This is a genomic window from Pseudogemmobacter sp. TB195, assembly GCF_058313095.1.
In genome coordinates this window covers 37548-55267 of the sequence record NZ_JBZEGG010000009.1, presented here as the reverse complement: position 1 = coordinate 55267, position 17720 = coordinate 37548, and the positions used below count along the sequence as shown (strand labels likewise).

Below are 17720 nucleotides of genomic sequence, written 5' to 3'. Positions count from 1 at the left end.
CCGGTCTCCCTTCGCCACGTGCCCCGAAGGGTCTCGCGGAGGTTACTGATCCTTCATCCACGCGGGCAGTCTATCGCGCGCGAGGATTTCGTCAAAGGTAGGGCGTTCCCGAATGACAGCGAATTGATGCCCATTGACAAGAACTTCGGGAATCAGCGGGCGGGTGTTGTATTCGCTGGCCATCACCGCGCCATAGGCCCCCGCAGACCGGAAGGCGACCAGATCGCCGTCGCTCAGCAGCGGCAGATCGCGCGCTTTCGCGAAAGTGTCGCCGGTCTCGCAGACCGGGCCGACCACGTCGAAGGGTTGCGTCGGATTACCTGGCGCCCCCTCAACCACCGGCACGATATCGTGCCAGGCGTCATACATCGACGGGCGCACCAGATCATTCATCGCGGCGTCGAGGATCAGGAAATCCCGCCCCTCGCCGTTTTTCACATAGATGACCTCTGAGACGAGGATGCCGGAATTGCCGGAAATCAGCCGTCCCGGCTCGATCTCGATCTCGCAGCCGAGATGGCCGAGCTTGCGCCGGATCATCTGGCCATATTCGACCGGCAGAGGCGGCGCCTCATTCGAGCGCGTGTAAGGAATGCCCAGCCCGCCGCCAAGGTCGAGCCGGGTGATCTCATGCCCGTCCGCGCGCAGCACTTCGGTCAGTTCGGCCACCTTGTCGAAAGCGGCCTCAAACGGCGCGAGCTCGGTCAGCTGACTGCCGATATGCACGTCGATGCCGACGACTTTCAGGCCCGGAAGCTTCGCGGCCTCGGCATAGACCGCGCGCGCGCGGGCGATGGGGATGCCAAATTTGTTCTCGGATTTGCCGGTTGCGATCTTGGCATGGGTTTTCGCGTCGACATCGGGGTTCACGCGAACGGTGATCGGGGCCAGCTTGCCCAGTTCAGTCGCGATTTCAGAAATCGCCCGCATCTCGGGCTCAGATTCCACATTGAACTGGCGGATACCGCCTTCCAGCGCAGTGCGGATCTCGTCACGGGTCTTGCCAACGCCTGAAAAAACAATGCGTTCGCCCGGCACGCCAGCGGCTTTCGCACGCAGATATTCCCCTTTCGAGACCACATCCATCCCGGCACCAAGATCGCCCAGCACCTTGAGCACCGCGACATTCGACAGCGATTTGATCGCGAAACACACCAGATGCGGCAGCGGCGACAGCGCCTCGGAAAACAGGCGGAAATGGCGGGTCAGGGTTGCGGTGGAATAGACATAGAACGGGGTGCCGACCTCGGCCGCGATCTCGGGGATCGCCACATCCTCGGCATGAAGAATACCGCCCTGGTAAAGGAAATGATCCATGCCCTGCCCTTTCGCATCCCGCATCCGCGCCTTGCTATAGCAGAGCGCCGCAAGAGCGCAATTCGGCGATGGCCCGGAAGGGGGTGGCTCAGAACCCGGTGCTGAGGCGAATCGGCCCGAATCTTGTGCCGACATAACCGCCGCCGGTACTGGCGCCGACCGTCACCCCCGCCAGATTGGCCGAAGCGGAAGGAATGACGGTGCCGGTCCGCGACACATGCAGCCCAAGCGTCGGGTCATAGACCACCTGACCATCTGCCAGCGGGTCGCGTCTGGGCGCGCAACCCGCCAGAATGATGCAAAGGATCAGGCCCGCCCGGATCATCTCAGAAACTATGGCTCGCGCCGAGCCTCAGGCTGCCCGAAAAGCTGACCTTTTCGTCAGGATGCTTTGGCTCGCCCGCGACGCCGCAGGCGGCCAGAAGAACAGTCACTGCGAGAGACGCAATCAGACGCATCGGAAACTCCCTTTTCCCGATCGTGGCTCAGGCGAGCAGCGCTTTCCAGCGCGCGATCTGTTCGCGCACCCTGACCGGCGCGGTTCCGCCATAAGACACGCGCGAATTGACCGAATTTTCTACGCCCAGCACAGTGAAGACCTCATCCGTGATGCCAGGGTGAACGGATTGCATCTGGTCAAGGCTCAGATCCGGCAGGTCGATCCCCGCTTTTTCCGCCATGCCGACCAGGGTGCCGGTGACGTGATGCGCCTCGCGGAAGGGCAGGTTCAGGCGGCGGACCAGCCAGTCCGCCAGATCGGTCGCGGTCGAGAAGCCGGAGGCCGCCGCGAGCGTCAGGCTGTCGCGGTTCGCCGCCATATCCGAGACCATACCGGTCATGGCCGCAAGGCCCAGCATAAGGTTGTCAGCCGCGTCAAAGACCTGCTCTTTGTCTTCCTGCATATCCTTGGAATAGGTCAGGGCAAGGCCCTTCATGATGGTGAACAATGCCACGGTCGCGCCGAGAATACGTCCGAGTTTAGCGCGCAGAAGCTCTGCCGCATCGGGGTTTTTCTTTTGCGGCATGATCGACGAGCCGGTCGTCCATTTGTCGGAAAGACGCACGAAACGGAACTGCGCCGAGGACCAGATCACCAGCTCTTCGGCGAACCGCGACAGATGCATCGCAGTGATCGAGGCCACGGACAGGAATTCCAGCGCGAAATCGCGATCTGATACCGAATCAAGGCTGTTCGCGGTCGGACGGTCGAAACCGAGCGCCCCGGCGGTCATATGACGGTCAATCGGAAAGCTGGTGCCGGCCAGTGCAGCTGCCCCCAGCGGGCTTTCATTCATGCGTTTGCGCGCATCTTCAAACCGCGAACGGTCGCGGGCAAACATCTCGACATAGGCCATCATGTGATGGCCCCAGGTCACCGGCTGCGCAGTTTGCAGATGGGTAAAGCCCGGCATGACCCAGTCGGCCCCCTGCTCTGCCTGGACGATAAAGGCGCGCATCAGCGCGCTCAGACCGGAAATCGCCGCATCGCACTGATCACGCACCCAAAGGCGGAAATCGACCGCAACCTGGTCATTTCTCGACCGCCCGGTATGCAAACGCTTGCCCGCCTCGCCCACGATCTCGGTCAGGCGACTTTCGATATTGAGGTGGATATCCTCCAGCTCGACCCGGAACGGAAAATTACCAGCCTCGATTTCTGACAAGACGGTGAGGAGGCCTTCCCGGATCACCCCGGCATCGCTATCGGTAAGGATGCCCTGGGCCGCCAACATCGCGGCATGGGCGCGCGAGCCAGCAATGTCCTGGGCATAGAGCCGCTTGTCGAATCCGATCGAGGCGTTGATCGCCTGCATGATCGCATCCGGCCCTTCGGCAAAACGCCCGCCCCACATCTGGTTTGCGGCTTTGGACTGGTCCTCAGTAGACATGCTGGGCCTCGGAAAGATGGAGTTGGTGATGCGGCTGTTTCTGGCGGCTCTTTATACCGCGCTGGCGCTTGGTGCAAATGCAGCACTTGCTGAGAGTGCGGGGGGCGACGTGGCCAGCCTGCGCGAGGGCGACATGAAGAAGCTCCAGCTGCATGACGCCCCGATCGATCTGCCTGCGACAGAGCTGGTCACGCTCGACGATACGCCCGCATCGCTGGAGGATTACCGCGGCAAATGGGTGGTTCTGAATTTCTGGGCAACCTGGTGCGCGCCCTGCCGGGCCGAAATGCCATCCCTGAACCGGCTGCAGCTGGCCCTGCCCGACATCGCCGTCGTGCCGGTCGCGACAGGCCGGAATGAGCCCGCCGCGATCAGCCGCTTTTACGCCGAAGCCGGGATCACCAGCCTGCCGGCCCTGCGCGACCCGAAATCTGCGCTTTCGAGCCGGATGGGGGTGATGGCCCTGCCGGTCACCGTGATCCTGAACCCGGAAGGCCAGGAGGTCGCCCGGCTGATCGGTGATGCGGAATGGGACAGCGTGACTGCGCAATCCGTGCTTTCAGCGCTTGTGGCCAGCCACTAGGGCGCGGCGACAAAAGAGAGCCCGCATCCGTGCCGCCTGTGTGTCAAGGTCGCCGCAGCCCGAGAGGGGTCAGAGCGTGCAACCTGACACCTGCCGGCGCGCACGGCCTGCGTCGAACAGTTCATTGCCATGCGACACCTGGGCGGCCCCGATCGCCCCCCAACTGCGCTGGTCCGGTGCATGAGATTCGGGATCACACCGGGTCCGGGGGGCGCATTGCATCAGGTTTGAACTCGTGATGACCGACCCTGCGAGCAACAGCCCCCGCTCTGGCAGCCAACAAGGGTTACGACTCTGACAGAGTTCGGAAACATATCTCGGGCAGCGCAGTGCCGATGATATCGGGCGCAAGAACCTGATCATACGCGTGGCATCGATATGACTGATCACAGCCGCACAACATCGTCAGGTGCTGCTGCTGAGCAGAGGCAGACAGCTTGCCTGCCTGACCCGGCCATGACCGTTTTGTGCAACAAAACGGGCCGATTTCTTGAAAGAAATCGATTGCGCTTACAGATCGAATGTCGCGAAGACCGGGACGTGATCCGAGGGTTGCTCCCAGCCGCGCGCCGCGCGCAGGATCTTTGACCCGTGGCCGGCATTAGAGATATCGGGCGTCGCCCAGATGTGATCCAGACGTCGTCCCTTATCGGCCCCATCCCAGTCTGCGGCACGGTAGCTCCACCAGGAATAGAGCTTGCCTTCAGTAATATCCTGACGGGTGATGTCGACCCATTTCCCCGCATCCTGCGCCGCACCCAGATGCTCGACTTCGATGGGCGTGTGGCTCACGATCTTCAGGAGCTGCTTATGGCTCCAGACATCATCCTCGCGCGGCGCGATATTCAGATCGCCGACAAGGATCGCCTTCTCCGGTCGGTCAGCATGGAAGGCATCCCGCATCTCGGTCAGGAAATCGAGCTTCTGGCCAAATTTCACATTCTGCGCCCGGTCGGGAATATCCCCTCCCGCCGGCACATAGAAATTATGGATGGTCACGCCATTTTCCAGCTTTGCCGCCACGTGCCGTGCATGGCCAAGTGCCGCATAATCGCGATCCCCCGCATCTTCGAGCGGCAGTTTCGACAGGATCGCAACACCGTTATACCCCTTCTGCCCACGCGCCACCAGGTAGCGATAGCCAAGCGCCGCGAAGCCTTCGGTCGGGAATTTGTCGATCGGTGTCTTGATCTCCTGCAGGCAAAGCACATCCGGCGCGCCTTCTGACAAAAGCTTTGACACCAGCCCCTCGCGCAGGCGCACGGAATTGATGTTCCAGGTGGCAAGGGTAAAGCTCATCTCTCTCTCCGGCAGTCATGATCCGGCGCGGAGACTAGGCCGATGGCTGCGCAAAAGGAAGCCCGGCACCGCAGATGAGAAACGCGAGATACCGGGCATAAGTCCAACAGGGAGGTTCGGATAAGATAACACGAATCCGGGCATCACACAGCCTGGGGAAATCCCTGATCTACGGATCGGCAGAAAATCGTGCAAGGCCGCCACATAAGCCCGCACATAAGGTCCAGGCATGCGGTCTGCGGCGCACCGCAGGGCAAAAAAAGGCCGGGCAAGAGCCCGGCCAGTCCAACAGGGAGGATGCCGTGTCATAACCCCGACACGACAAGGGGAACTCTTGCACAACACAATGTCACGCTGACATCGCATCACCTGGCCATCATGCGCCGCAATCCATTAACACGTCGTGAATCAAGCGACATTATGGCGAATTCTAACGACTTTTCACTGGACGGCGAAAACACCACAGCTCACGCCACAAGCCTGTAGCCGCCGCTCTCGGTCACCAGCAGCCGCGCGTTCGAGGGATCGGGCTCGATCTTCTGCCGCAGCCGGTAGATATGCGTCTCCAGCGTATGGGTCGTGACCCCGGCATTATAGCCCCAGACCTCATGCAACAGCACATCGCGTGCCACCACGCCCGATTGCGCGCGGTAGAGGAATTTCAGGATATTGGTCTCTTTCTCGGTCAGGCGGATCTTCTTGTCCTTCTCATCCACCAAAAGCTTTTGCGCCGGACGGAAGCTGTAGGGCCCAAGCTGGAACACCGCGTCTTCCGACTGTTCATGGGTGCGCAGCTGCGCCCGGATCCGCGCCAGCAGCACCGGGAATTTGAACGGTTTGGTCACGTAATCATTCGCGCCGGAATCAAGCCCCAGAATGGTATCGGCATCGGTATCGTGACCCGTCAGCATCATGATCGGGCATTTCACGCCCGATTTGCGCATCCGGCGGCACAGCTCGCGCCCGTCGGTATCGGGCAGCCCGACATCGAGAATCACCAGGTCATAGATCGCGGCCTTGGCCTTCTCCATCCCCTCGGCGCCAGTGCGCCCCTCGAAGACGTCGAAATCCTCGGTCATCACCAATTGTTCAGACAAGGCTTCCCGCAGGTCGTCATCGTCATCCACCAGAAGAATTTTGCGAAGCTGGGCCATGATACGGTCCTTTCGTTTGCTTGGGAAAGAGATGCGCCGCGTTCACATTTCCCGCAAGATTTGCGACAAGGGAGTCACGGCCTCGTGTCGCAGGAGCAGGAAATATTTCAATTCTGTCATCCTGCGCCCAGATAAACGGGGTGAGGAGACGCGATATGACAGCAGCTGCCGGTGGCTTTTCTTCTCTCGGACCCGATATCACCGAGCGCCTTTCGCGCGCGCGCGGCGATTTGCGGATGGGTGTGCCGGTGGTGCTGGCGGGCGAGGGCGAGGCCGCGCTTGCCGTCGCCATCGAGCCGCTGGAGCCGCCGCGCCTGAGCGCATTGCGCAGCTTTGGCGAGCCGGAACTGGCGCTGACAGCCTGGCGGGCCGAAACGCTGAAAGCCTTTGCCTGTGACGGCGACATCGCCCGGATCGCCGTGCCATCGGGTGCTGATACCGCCTGGCTTAAGGCCATCGCCGATCCGCAGGATGATCTGCGCGTGCCGCTGAAGGGGCCGGTGCGGGGGCTGTACGGTGGTTCGGGCGCGTTGCACCGGGCGGCGGTGATGCTGGCAAAATCGGCGCATCTTTTGCCGGCGGCGCTGCTGGTGCGGGTTGAAAACCCGCTGCTGCTGGCCGCCGATCACGGGCTGACCTTCCTCAGGATCGACGAGGCACTGCCGGCCCTGTCGCGGCTGGCACCGCTTGCTGACGTGGTCTCGGCGCGGCTGCCAATGGCATTGGCCGGTGCGGGGCGGCTCCATATCTTCCGCCCCGATGACGGCGGCGACGAACATTATGCGATCGAAGTCGGCCAGCCCGCGCGCGACCGTCCGGTGCTGGCGCGGCTTCATTCCGCCTGTTTCACGGGAGACGTTCTGGGCTCGCTGAAATGCGATTGCGGCCCGCAGCTCCATGCCGCGCTTGCCCAGATGGGCGACGAGGGGGCGGGCGTCCTGCTCTATCTGAACCAGGAGGGTCGTGGCATTGGCCTTGCGAATAAAATGCGCGCCTATTCGCTGCAGGATCAGGGCTTTGATACGGTCGATGCCAATCACCGGCTGGGGTTTGAAGATGACGAGCGTGATTTCCGCATCGGCGCCGAACTGCTGCGCGGTCTCGGATTTCGCGAGGTGCGGCTTTTGACCAACAACCCGCGCAAAGTGGCAATGCTGGACAGCTGCGGGCTGAAAGTGGTCGAGCGTGTGCCGCTGAAGGTCGGAAAGACCCGCGAAAACGCGGCCTATCTGGCCACCAAGGCCGCCAGATCGGGGCATTTGCTGTGATCCACCCGGGACAGACCGCTGATGACCTTGTGCTGAGCCCTACAGGGCTTTTGTTCCGGGGTCGCCGTTTCGCCTGCACCATCGGGCGTGGCGGCATCTCGCGCGATAAACGTGAGGGCGATGGGGCGACGCCTTTCGGGCTGCATCATATCGTTGGCGGTTTCTACCGCCCCGACCGGCTGGCCCGGGCCGATGTGCCGGCCTGGGCGGAACCGCTGATCCCGGGAGATCTCTGGTCAGATGACAGCCGTGACCCGGCCTATAATTCCCATGTCCGGGCGCCGCATGGTTTCTCGCATGAGGATCTGCGCCGCGCAGACCCGCAATATGATCTGGTGCTGGTCACCGACTGGAACTGGCCCGATGCGACACCCGGCCGGGGATCCGCGATCTTCCTGCATTCCTGGCGCCGCCCGGGCTGGCCCACCGCCGGCTGCGTCGCCTTTGCACAGCCCGATCTTTTGTGGATCGCGCGGCGCATCCGCCCCGGGACAAGGCTGATCGTGCCCTATTTCGCCTAGGCACGATCCCCGAAAATCGCCGAGCCGACGCGGATATGGGTTGCCCCATGCGCCACGGCAAGCTCGAAATCCGAGCTCATCCCCATCGAGAGCCCCTCGACCCCGTTGCGCGCCGCGATCCCGGCCAGCATTTTAAAATGCGGCACCGGATCTTCGCCATCGGGCGGAATGCACATCAGCCCCACCACCGGCAGATACATCGCGCGGCAGGCCGAGATGAAATCATCGGCCTGGCCCGGCAGGATACCGGCCTTTTGTGGTTCTTCGCCCGTGTTGATCTGGATGAAAATATCGGGACTGGCGCCACGCGCATTGGCAAGGGTCGCCAGCCGCTCGGCCAGCGAGGGGCGGTCAACCGAATGGATCGCATCGAAAAGATCGACCGCAACCTTTGCCTTATTGCTTTGCAAGGGCCCGATCATATGCAGCTTTACGCCGGGGTATTTCGCCTTCCAGATGGGCCATTTGAAAGCCGCCTCCTGGACGTAATTCTCGCCGAAGACGCGCTGGCCTTCATCCAGCACCGCCTCGACCCGCGGGCCGGGCTGGACTTTCGAGACTGCGATCAGGGTGACAGAGCCCGCTTCGCGCCCCGCGGCCAGTTCGGCGGCGCGCAGCCTTGCGGTGATCCCGATAAGTGACATTGCCCGCACCTTTGCTGCCTCAGAACGCGCCCTGATTACAACGGTCGGGCACAGAAGGGAAACGCCAGAAATGAAAAGAGCGGGCAATGCCCGCTCTTTCCAAAGATATTGATCCGTTAAGATCAGAAGTCGAAGCGAACGCCGAGATCAGCTTTGGTGCCGTTGTTGGCGCCAGCTGCATCGCCGAAGCCCGACTGGATCGAACCCGAGATACGAGCGCCTTCGCCGAGCGAGTAGTCAGCGCCGATACCGTAAGCGGTGTCGTAGCCGGCACGATCCCAATCCGACACATATGCTTTCAGCGTGGTCGCGCCGAAGGTGTAGTTGCCGTAAAGGGTCACTTGCGTCGAGTCCGAAACACCACCAGCAGCGGTGTTGTAGTCGTAGTAGTTCAGGCCGACATTGCCGTCGCCGAAGTTATAGGCAGCACCGATGAAGTAGTCATCGTTGTCTTTGACGCCCCCCGACGACAGATTGATGCCGGCAGCAACCGAGATCTGGCCGTTCGACCAGTCAGCAGCCAGACCGATTTCTTCGTCGGCGTTAGCACCGAGAACAGTGGTCAGGTCCTTAGCGGTTTGATCCGGATCGACATACGAGAAGTACAGATTGATGTCGGAGATCGAATAGAACGCAGCAACACCAACGTAATCGGAGTTCTGGTTGGACGCAGCGCCTTTGGAGTTATAGGCGAAGAAGCCGTTCTGCGCATCGCCGAACGAGCTGTCATCGAAGCCCATTTCCGAATCATAGGTCAGGCGAACCGAGTCCCATGCGGTGTCGACGTTGCCGACCTGAACGGTCAGACCTTCGTAGCCGACCGAGAAGCGGGCCTTGTTACCGACGGTGGTGTCGTTGCCCAGGTCGTTCTGCAGACGCAGACGCGCGCCGAAGGTCACGCCGACATCGGTCTCGGTGGTAGCGTCGATATTCAGACGCAGACGACCAGCGATCTGGGTTTCTTCTTCGGTCCCAGCGATGCCCGAACCCGGGGTAACACCACGATCTTCGATGTACTGGAGACCGAAACGGCCGTAGCCCGAGATGGTCACATCAGCAGCGGCGGCCGAAGCGCCAGCAACCAGTGCGGTGGTTGCGATAAGAAGCTTTTTCATCGTATTCCCTCGATTGACTTCCAAGGATGGCCCAACTCAGGGGAATCCGAATTGGGTATGGATTGTATTTCTGCCTCTCAGGGCCTGATTGCAACGATGATGCCGCGCCCCGCCCGGAAACGCCTCGGCTGTGGTGCAGCAAAGTCACAGTCCTTTTTGCCCGCTGACAGCAGGCCGTCCGGGGCCGGGTGGCACCGGCTCTCTGCCCGGAATGCGGCCTCTGGTATTGGCACATTACAGCAGCATCACAGGCATCGCACCGCCGCCCCCTGGGCCTTACCGGCCAAAAAGCCTTGTTCCACACAGGTGGCTAAGCTAGACAGCCGTTTAAGTTAAACGGGAGTTTCCGATGGCTCTGGCGAAATCCGCGCGCAGCCTGCTTTGTGGCGGCCTGCTTGTTACCCTTGCGGCCTGCGGCGGCAATACTGGTGGAACCGCGGACGGGACCCGCGCCGGGGCGAGATCCGGCAATCAGGGCGCGGCAGAACTGGGCAATTCCCGCGAAAGATCAAACCGCGCAGGCGGCACGATCTGGAATCTCTTCGGCAATGGCGAAGATCCAAACACCACTGTCGAGGTGAACAAGTACATCTGGCAGGCCTCGCTAGAAGTTCTGAATTTCCTGCCGATCGAAAGCATTGACCCCTTTACCGGCGTGATCGTCACCGGCTATGGCCGCCCGCCGGGTGGTGGCCGTGCCTACCGCGCCACGATCTATGTGCAGGATCCGGCACTTGAGGCACGCAGCCTGAAGCTCGCATTGCAAAGTCAGGGCGGCGGCGCCGTGGCACCCGAGACCGTTCGCGCGGTGGAGGATGCGATTCTCACCCGGGCGCGGCAGCTCCGGGTCCGGGACAGCAAACTCTGATCACAGCCAGGATCGGGACGACCTGAGGCGGCTTCGGCCGCCTTTTTCATGTCACAGAAGAATATGCCTTGCAGCAAGGCGGCGCAGGCAGGGATCAGCGCCCCGCCCGCGCGGCTATCCGCAGAAAGACGCGCTCGACCAGCGCAAGCCCTGGCACTTTCATCGTCGAGCGCAGCGTCAGGTCCGCCTCGACCAGATCGGCGATGGCGGGTTCCAGGCTGAGCATGCCCCATTTCCTGAGCTGCCCCTGCATCCGATCCCGGCGCGGCCCGAAGACCCGCGCCTTTTGCAAGCCATTGCCTGCGCCGCCCGGATCGCTTGCCGCAAGATGCAGTGTGCGGAAATACCGTAACGCCTGGATGCAGAGGGTTACCGGCAATACGCCCTGCCCTCCCAGCCGCAGCATCAGCATACCGACCTGGCGGCTTTGCCCCTCGGCCACGGCGTTCAGGAGCTCGTCCACCTCGGCGTCAATCGTTGCCGGTGCCAGTGCCGCGACCTCATCCGGCGTCAAAGGCGTCGGATCCTGCCATTTATACAGCGCGATCTTCTCAAGCGTCTGCCGAAAGTCACCCGGATCCAGCGCCCGCGCAAGCTGCGTCAGATCATCCATCACCACCGCCGGGATCTGCGCGAGCCCGGCTCTGGCCAGTTCGGCTTCGATCTCTTCGCGGGTTGGCGGATCGTCATAAAGCCCGATGCAAACCGCATGGGGCATCTTTTCAAACAATGACTTAAGTGCCGATTTGCCCTTCAGGTCGCCCGCCGTGGCAACGAGCACCGCATCGCCCGGCTTCCAGTCCTTCAGCGCCTCGGTGAAGGTGGCGGTCAGCCCGTCGGTTGCATCCTCGACAAAGGCCACACGGGGCCCGGGGAAGAAACCAACCGCCTTGACCGCATCCGACAACGCCGCCTGGTCCTTGCGCAGATCGGCGCCCGACATGCGCGCAAGCCGCATCTCGGCCTCGCCCTCGGGCCCGATCAGCGCCAGAATCGCCGCCTGGCGCTTCAGCGCGACCCGCATCGTATCGGCACCAAAGATCAGCAGCCCCGCACGGCTGGGGTCAGGCTTTGCCATGTAACGATTGGCCTCGGCGCCGCGCAGCAGCATCAGCCGGCCGAAGGGCTGGAGGCGCGTGCGCTGTTGCGCCGTTGCAGCGCCGCCATTTCCGCGATCAGCCGCGCCACGACCTGATCGGCAAGAATCGACATCAGCCGGCTTTGCGCATCTTCCTCTGCCGCCAGCATCGCCACGGTCGAGCCGGTCGCGTTGAAGGCGGTGAAGCTTTGCACCCGCCCGCTTGCGAGCACGGTGCCGCTGAGCGTATCCGAGATGCGGAAGGTCACGACGCCGGAAATATTGTAGCGCGTGGTACGATTGTCTGCGGTGACGCCGACACCATCGGTTTTGGTCGTGATGGCATAGTCGAGGTCATAAAGATGGCGCTCGGGCCGCCCGAGACGCTCCTCGATTCGCTGCACAAAGGCAAAAGCCTCTTTGGTATCGGGGTCGGCGGCGCGCACCTGGCCCAGCAGAGCCTCGGCCGGTCCGCCCTTTTTATAGGCGGGGGTAAAGCCGCAGGCGGCAAGCGCCAGCGGCATCAGCAGGAAGGTCCGGCGGTCAGTCCCCACGGGTTCAGCCCCTTGATACCGTCACGCGACGACGTTGATGATGCGCCCCGGCACCACGATGATCTTCTTCACCGCATTGCCACCGAGGAATTTCACCACATCCTCATGGGCCAGCGCCAGCTTTTCAACCTCGGAAGCGGCAAGATCCTTCGGCACGCTGATTTCCGCACGTTTCTTGCCGTTGATCTGGATCGGCAGCGTGATCACATCATCGACCAGCAGCGCCGGGTCGGCTTTCGGCCAGCCAGCCTGAGCACAAAGCCCTTCGCCGCCCTGCATGGCCCAGATTTCCTCGGCCAGATGCGGCGTCATCGGCTGCATCAGTTGCGCCAGCACCCGCATCGCAGCTTGCGCGACCAGTGCCGAGGCATCGGCTTTCGCCAGCGTATTGGTCAGCCCGTAAAGCACGGCAATCGCCTTGTTGAAGGCAAAGCCCTCGATCGACTTCGTGACCTCGACCACCGCCCGCGCCACCGCCTTTTGCAGCTCGAGGTCACCGGTGCCGGCATAATCCGATGGCATCGAGGCGACGCGGTCCGACAGCGTCCAGACGCGGGTCAGGTGCTTGCTGGTGGCATCGGCGCCCGAGGCCGTCCATTCGATATCCCGCTCGGGCGGGCTGTCCGACATCACGAACCAGCGCGCGGTATCCGCGCCATATGAGGCGATGATATTCATCGGATCGACAACGTTTTTCTTTGATTTCGACATCTTGGCCGAAGGGATCACCTCGACCGACCTGCCATCGGCAAGGGTCACACCGCTGTCCTGGCGGATCACATCTTCAGGCAGGTGATAGACCGGGCGGCCCTTGTCATCGGTGGTCTTGTAGATCTCATGCGTGACCATGCCCTGCGTGAACAGCGCATCGAACGGCTCGCGCGATTTCGCGGGCAAATGGCCGGTCACATTCATCGCCCGCGCAAAGTAGCGCGAATACAGAAGATGCAGGATCGCGTGTTCGATGCCGCCGATATACTGGTCGACATTCATCCAGTATTCCGCGTCAGCCGCCACAGTCGGCGTGGTGGCGCGCGGCGCGGTAAAGCGGGTGAAATACCAGGACGAATCGACGAAAGTATCCATCGTATCCGTCTCGCGCTTTGCCGCCTGGCCGCATTTCGGGCAAGGGACATCGCGCCAGGTCGGGTGGCGGTCCAGCGGATTGCCGGGCTTGTCGAAGCTTACATCATAGGGCAGCTCGACGGGGAGGTTCTCTTTCTTCTCGGGCACCACGCCGCAGGTCGGGCAATGGACCACCGGGATCGGGCAACCCCAGTAGCGCTGGCGCGACAGGCCCCAGTCGCGCAGGCGGAATTTGGTCACGCCCTCGCCAAAGCCCTTTTCTTCGGCCAGCGCGATGGCATCGAGAATACCCTGTTCACCGGTTTTGACCCCGGCCCCGGCAACATTGCGGATATAGGTGACGCGCTCGGATTTCGCCGGGACGAAGGGTTCCGTGAGCACCGTCTCGGCTCCGCCTTCCGGGACAAAGACCGGGATGATCGGAAGGCTGTATTTGGTCGCGAATTCGAAGTCGCGCTGATCATGGCCCGGGCAGCCAAAAATCGCGCCGGTGCCGTAATCCATCAGGATGAAATTCGCGATCCAGACCGGCAGCTCGACGGAAGGATCCAGCGGATGGCGCACCCGCACGCCGGTGTCGAAGCCGATCTTTTCAGCGGTTTCGATCTCTTCGGCGGTGGTGCCGCCCTTGCGGCATTCGGCGGCAAAGGCCGCGATGGCCTCGTTCTTCCCGGCCAGCACTTTTGCCAGCGGATGATCGGCCGAGATCCCGGCAAAGCTCGCGCCGCCCAGCGTATCGGGACGGGTCGTGTAGACTTCCAGCTTTTCAAAGCCTTCCGGCGCATTCACCGTCTCGAACGCGAATTGCAGGCCCTGCGATTTGCCGATCCAGTTCGCCTGCATCAGGCGCACTTTCTCCGGCCATTTCTCCAGCCCGTCGAGCGAGCTCAGCAGATCATCGGCCATGGCCGAGATCTTAAAGAACCACTGCGTCAGCTCCTTACGCTCCACCAGCGCGCCCGAGCGCCAGCCGCGCCCGTTCTCGACCTGCTCATTGGCGAGCACGGTCATATCGACCGGGTCCCAGTTGACGACGGCGGCCTTGCGATACACCAGCCCGGCCTCGAGCATGTCGAGGAACATCGCCTGTTGCTGGCCGTAATATTCCGGGTCGCAGGTGGCAAACTCGCGGCTCCAGTCGATCGACAGGCCCAGCGGTTTCATCTGGTCCTTCATCACGGCGATATTGCCATAGGTCCAGTCTTTCGGATGGCCGCCCCGCTCCATCGCCGCGTTTTCCGCTGGCATCCCGAAAGCATCCCAGCCCATCGGGTGCAGCACCGAAAAGCCGCAGGACGACTTATAGCGCGCGACCACATCGCCCATCGTGTAATTGCGCACATGGCCCATATGGATGCGCCCCGACGGATAGGGGAACATCTCGAGCACGTAATATTTCGGCTTTGCCGGGTCGATTTTCGCCGTGAAAACCCCGGCCTCATCCCAGGCGGATTGCCATTTCTTCTCGATCTGACCGGGTTCGTAGCGCGACATGGGATGAGCCTCTGTATCTGACAGAGAGGGAATTACCCCTCCCGGCGTCAGAGGTAAAGGATCACAGCGTCAGCTCCATATCGCGATGGGCAATTCCCGCATCCTGGTATTCCGGCCCGAAGGCCCGAAAGCCAAGCGCCTCGTAAAAACCAAGCGCATGAATCTGCGCGCCAAGCTTCGCGCGTGTGACACCGGGCTGCGCGCGCAAAACCGCCACCGCCTCGCGCATCAGCGCCTGGCCGATGCCGCGACCACGCGCTTCGGCCAGCACACAGACGCGGCCGATCTTGCCGGTCGCACCGTCGATCAGGATGCGCGCGGTCCCGAGCGGCTGGCCGTCTGTGGCCAGCAGATGCAGCGCCTCGCCGTCACGCCCGTCGACCTCATCAGCCTCAGACACCGCCTGTTCCTCGATGAAAACGCGGCGCCGCAGCGCCTGACAGGCGGCCAGGTCATCGGTAAGCGCAACCCGGATCATGCGAAATACTCCCTGAGAATGCGGCTGTAGATCGCTTTCAGCTGATGGATCTGCGCGATTTCGACCCGCTCATCGACCTGGTGCATGGTCTTGCCAACCAGCCCGAATTCCACCACCGGGCAGTGATCCTTGACGAAGCGCGCATCCGAAGTGCCGCCGCTCGTGGAGTATTCCGGAGCAACCCCGGTCTCGGCCTGCACCGCCTTGCGGATCATCGCGGAAAATTCGCCCGGCTTGGTCAGGAAACTGTCGCCGGAACTTTTGACCTGCACCGTGATCTTCACCCCGGTCTCAGCAGCCACCGCAGCCGCGTGAACCTGCAGCCAGGCCGCAATGCTTTCGCCGGAATGCAGGTCATTATAGCGAATATTGACCGTAGCCGTGCCGCGCGCCGGGATCACATTGGTGGCCTTATTGCCGCAATCAATCGTGGTGATCGCGAGGGTCGAGGCGTCGAAATGATCTGACCCCGCGTCCAGAGGCTCCGCCTCCAGCCGCGCCATCAGCTTCACCAGCGCCGACATCGGGTTCTTCGCGCGATGCGGATAGGCGGAATGGCCCTGCACCCCTTCGGCGGTGAACCAGGCGGTGACGCTGCCACGCCGGCCGATCTTCATCATCTGACCCATGACATCGGGGCAGGTCGGCTCACCCACCAGGCAATGCGTCATCCGCTCGCCCTGCTCTGCCATCCAGTCCAGCAGCGCCACGGTGCCATGTTCGGCAATATCTTCTTCATCGCCGGTGATCGCGAGGATCACCGCGCCGTCGGGCGGGGTCTCGCGCACGAAATCCACCGCAGCAGCGGCAAAGGCCGCCACACCGGATTTCATATCGGTGGCGCCACGCCCATACATCCAGCCATCGACCTCGGCCGCGCCGAAAGGGTCCTGCGACCAGGCCGCGAAATCCCCCACCGGCACCACATCGGTATGACCGTTGAAGCCGAATGACCGGTTCGCACCTCGCGTGCCCCAGCGGGCATAGAGATTGGAAATCCCACCGCGATCGACCCGCGTACAGGCGAACCCGGCCTCGCTCAGCACTGCCTCCAGCAAGACGAGCGCGCCGCCCTCTGCCGGCGTTACCGAATTGCAGCGAATCAGCTGTGCGGTCAGCTTGGCCGGGTCAACCGGGGTGAAATCGGTCATGGCGGTCTCCTTCAGGCGCTTGCGACAGCCATAATCCGGGCCGCCGCGCGGGGCAACCGGCGCCTCAGTCCGCCCCCCCTGCGCCCCCGGCCGCAACTGCCTCAACCGGCGAAAGCACAATCGCTGTCGCATTCTTCACCGTCAGAACCACGCCCGGCAACAGTCCGACCCGCGTCCGCGCTTCGGCCCGGAAGGCCGCGTCGATATTTGCGATGCCGCCCAGCACCTGCAACAGGGCCGGCGAGGTGCCGAGATTGTTATGCCCCGCCCCCTGATTATAGGCGGCGGTGTCGTAATAGGTGACCTCAAGATCAGAGATCGCCCGCAGATCCGTCAGGTTGCCCAGCCGGTCAGGCGCGCCTGCGATGCGCGACGAGATGTTCAGGATGGTGTCACGGGTGCTGCCAAAGATCAGGAAGGGCTGTGGCAGTTTCCCCATCGCATGGGCCTGGGCGCGGAACAGGTCAACATCGAGATCGGGCGAGATCAGGATCACCCCCGCCATGCGGTCCATCACTTTGCGGTCGCCGCGGATCGAGGCCTGACGCAGAGTTTCCATCGTCAGGGCGCCACCCATCGAATGGGCCACGATGATGATCCGCTCCGCCCCGGCGCCGGCAACCTCACGGAGCAAGGCCTCAAGCCCGTCGCGACCGAACAGGGCGGAATCGCGGTCATAGACATAGCCAAGTGCCGACCCGCGCGAGGGCCAGGCATAATGCACCGCCACGCCCGGCACTTTCAGATCGTAATGCATCTGCGCCACGCGATAGATGCTTTCCGCCATGGTATTGTTGAAACCATGCACATAGACGGTCACGTCACGACTGCCGCGCTGCCCCAGGTTTTTCGCCAGCTCTTTGCGGAAATCGCCTGCCGTTGCGAATTGCTGATCCGCGAGCGTCAGGAAATCCTTTGCCGGATCCGCCCGTTTCACCGATTTCGGCCAGGTGACCTCGCCCACCTTATGATCACGCGGCATCAGGATGTCATAGCGCATGAAGCTCGCGAAATCCGACCGCGCGAACCCGAATTCACCATTCTCTTCGCGCCGCGACGTGCCGACATAAATCGGCACCCGGATCGACACCTCTTCCGCCGTCGCGATCTTTTCGGGCGTCAGCTCTTCAAGCATCACGAAATTCCCGCGCGGCGCGCAGGAGGCGAACAGGACAAACGCCAAAAGGGCAACAAAAATTCTCATGCCCCTTTCCTGACCGG

Annotated in this window: 18 protein-coding genes; 4 read left to right on the top strand and 14 right to left on the bottom strand. The window is 62.3% G+C overall.

What is annotated here, in order from left to right:
* Window positions 1-42 precede the first annotated feature (42 nt).
* The 4 genes from lysA to argH form a co-directional block, all read right to left on the bottom strand.
* Window positions 43-1317 carry a diaminopimelate decarboxylase gene (gene lysA / locus AC4FS3_RS10840; protein ID WP_491020570.1) on the bottom strand — a complete coding sequence of 425 codons (1275 nt, stop codon included), beginning with the start codon at window positions 1315-1317 and terminating at the stop codon, window positions 43-45.
* Window positions 1318-1405: 88 nt separating this feature from the next.
* Window positions 1406-1642, bottom strand: coding sequence for a hypothetical protein (locus tag AC4FS3_RS10835; RefSeq protein ID WP_491020569.1), 237 nt, complete (start codon window positions 1640-1642; stop codon window positions 1406-1408).
* A 1-nt stretch (window position 1643) separates the two neighbouring features.
* A complete protein-coding gene (locus tag AC4FS3_RS10830) occupies window positions 1644-1775 on the bottom strand; it encodes an argininosuccinate lyase (RefSeq protein WP_283176352.1) in 132 nt (43 codons plus the stop codon).
* Between the two features lie 27 nt (window positions 1776-1802).
* Window positions 1803-3206: an argininosuccinate lyase gene (gene argH, locus AC4FS3_RS10825; RefSeq protein ID WP_491020568.1), complete on the bottom strand. Its 1404-nt coding sequence runs from the start codon at window positions 3204-3206 to the stop codon at window positions 1803-1805.
* A gap of 25 nt (window positions 3207-3231) precedes the next feature.
* Between argH and AC4FS3_RS10820 the strand changes: the two genes are divergently transcribed.
* On the top strand, window positions 3232-3789 hold the full coding sequence (locus AC4FS3_RS10820; protein WP_491020677.1) for a TlpA family protein disulfide reductase: 558 nt from the start codon (window positions 3232-3234) through the stop codon (window positions 3787-3789).
* A 510-nt stretch (window positions 3790-4299) separates the two neighbouring features.
* Here AC4FS3_RS10820 and AC4FS3_RS10815 read toward each other — a convergent pair.
* A complete protein-coding gene (locus tag AC4FS3_RS10815) occupies window positions 4300-5088 on the bottom strand; it encodes an exodeoxyribonuclease III (protein ID WP_283176354.1) in 789 nt (262 codons plus the stop codon).
* Window positions 5089-5555: 467 nt separating this feature from the next.
* On the bottom strand, window positions 5556-6242 hold the full coding sequence (locus AC4FS3_RS10810; RefSeq protein ID WP_092899859.1) for a response regulator transcription factor: 687 nt from the start codon (window positions 6240-6242) through the stop codon (window positions 5556-5558).
* A 155-nt stretch (window positions 6243-6397) separates the two neighbouring features.
* Between AC4FS3_RS10810 and ribA the strand changes: the two genes are divergently transcribed.
* Together ribA and AC4FS3_RS10800 are read left to right on the top strand one after the other, a co-directional pair.
* Complete coding sequence (ribA, locus tag AC4FS3_RS10805; RefSeq protein WP_491020567.1) at window positions 6398-7510, top strand: GTP cyclohydrolase II; 1113 nt, start codon at window positions 6398-6400, stop codon at window positions 7508-7510.
* Window positions 7511-7539: 29 nt separating this feature from the next.
* Window positions 7540-8031 (top strand): L,D-transpeptidase family protein, encoded by a 492-nt coding sequence (locus tag AC4FS3_RS10800; protein WP_491020566.1) that lies wholly within the window; start codon window positions 7540-7542, stop codon window positions 8029-8031.
* Here AC4FS3_RS10800 and AC4FS3_RS10795 read toward each other — a convergent pair.
* Together AC4FS3_RS10795 and AC4FS3_RS10790 are read right to left on the bottom strand one after the other, a co-directional pair.
* A complete protein-coding gene (locus tag AC4FS3_RS10795; protein ID WP_491020565.1) occupies window positions 8028-8675 on the bottom strand; it encodes a YggS family pyridoxal phosphate-dependent enzyme in 648 nt (215 codons plus the stop codon). The genes AC4FS3_RS10800 and AC4FS3_RS10795 overlap by 4 nt on opposite strands.
* A 122-nt stretch (window positions 8676-8797) precedes the next feature.
* Window positions 8798-9790: a porin gene (locus tag AC4FS3_RS10790; protein WP_491020564.1), complete on the bottom strand. Its 993-nt coding sequence runs from the start codon at window positions 9788-9790 to the stop codon at window positions 8798-8800.
* A gap of 349 nt (window positions 9791-10139) precedes the next feature.
* Between AC4FS3_RS10790 and AC4FS3_RS10785 the strand changes: the two genes are divergently transcribed.
* Window positions 10140-10658: a DUF3576 domain-containing protein gene (locus tag AC4FS3_RS10785; protein WP_283176358.1), complete on the top strand. Its 519-nt coding sequence runs from the start codon at window positions 10140-10142 to the stop codon at window positions 10656-10658.
* Window positions 10659-10752: 94 nt separating this feature from the next.
* Here AC4FS3_RS10785 and AC4FS3_RS10780 read toward each other — a convergent pair whose 3' ends face one another.
* The 6 genes from AC4FS3_RS10780 to AC4FS3_RS10755 form a co-directional block, all read right to left on the bottom strand.
* Window positions 10753-11769, bottom strand: a complete 1017-nt coding sequence (locus AC4FS3_RS10780) for a DNA polymerase III subunit delta (RefSeq protein WP_491020563.1) — start codon at window positions 11767-11769, stop codon at window positions 10753-10755.
* Window positions 11769-12290, bottom strand: a complete 522-nt coding sequence (lptE, locus tag AC4FS3_RS10775; protein ID WP_370584833.1) for an LPS assembly lipoprotein LptE — start codon at window positions 12288-12290, stop codon at window positions 11769-11771. The genes AC4FS3_RS10780 and lptE overlap by 1 nt, the downstream gene beginning before the upstream one ends.
* Window positions 12291-12311: 21 nt before the next feature.
* Window positions 12312-14870, bottom strand: a complete 2559-nt coding sequence (gene leuS / locus AC4FS3_RS10770; protein WP_491020562.1) for a leucine--tRNA ligase — start codon at window positions 14868-14870, stop codon at window positions 12312-12314.
* A 61-nt stretch (window positions 14871-14931) separates the two neighbouring features.
* Window positions 14932-15348, bottom strand: a complete 417-nt coding sequence (locus tag AC4FS3_RS10765) for a GNAT family N-acetyltransferase (protein ID WP_491020561.1) — start codon at window positions 15346-15348, stop codon at window positions 14932-14934.
* On the bottom strand, window positions 15345-16499 hold the full coding sequence (gene dapE, locus AC4FS3_RS10760) for a succinyl-diaminopimelate desuccinylase (protein WP_491020560.1): 1155 nt from the start codon (window positions 16497-16499) through the stop codon (window positions 15345-15347). The genes AC4FS3_RS10765 and dapE overlap by 4 nt, the downstream gene beginning before the upstream one ends.
* A gap of 64 nt (window positions 16500-16563) precedes the next feature.
* Entirely contained in the window at window positions 16564-17703 is a 1140-nt protein-coding gene (locus AC4FS3_RS10755) for an alpha/beta hydrolase (protein ID WP_283176363.1), read from the bottom strand.
* Window positions 17704-17720 lie beyond the last annotated feature (17 nt).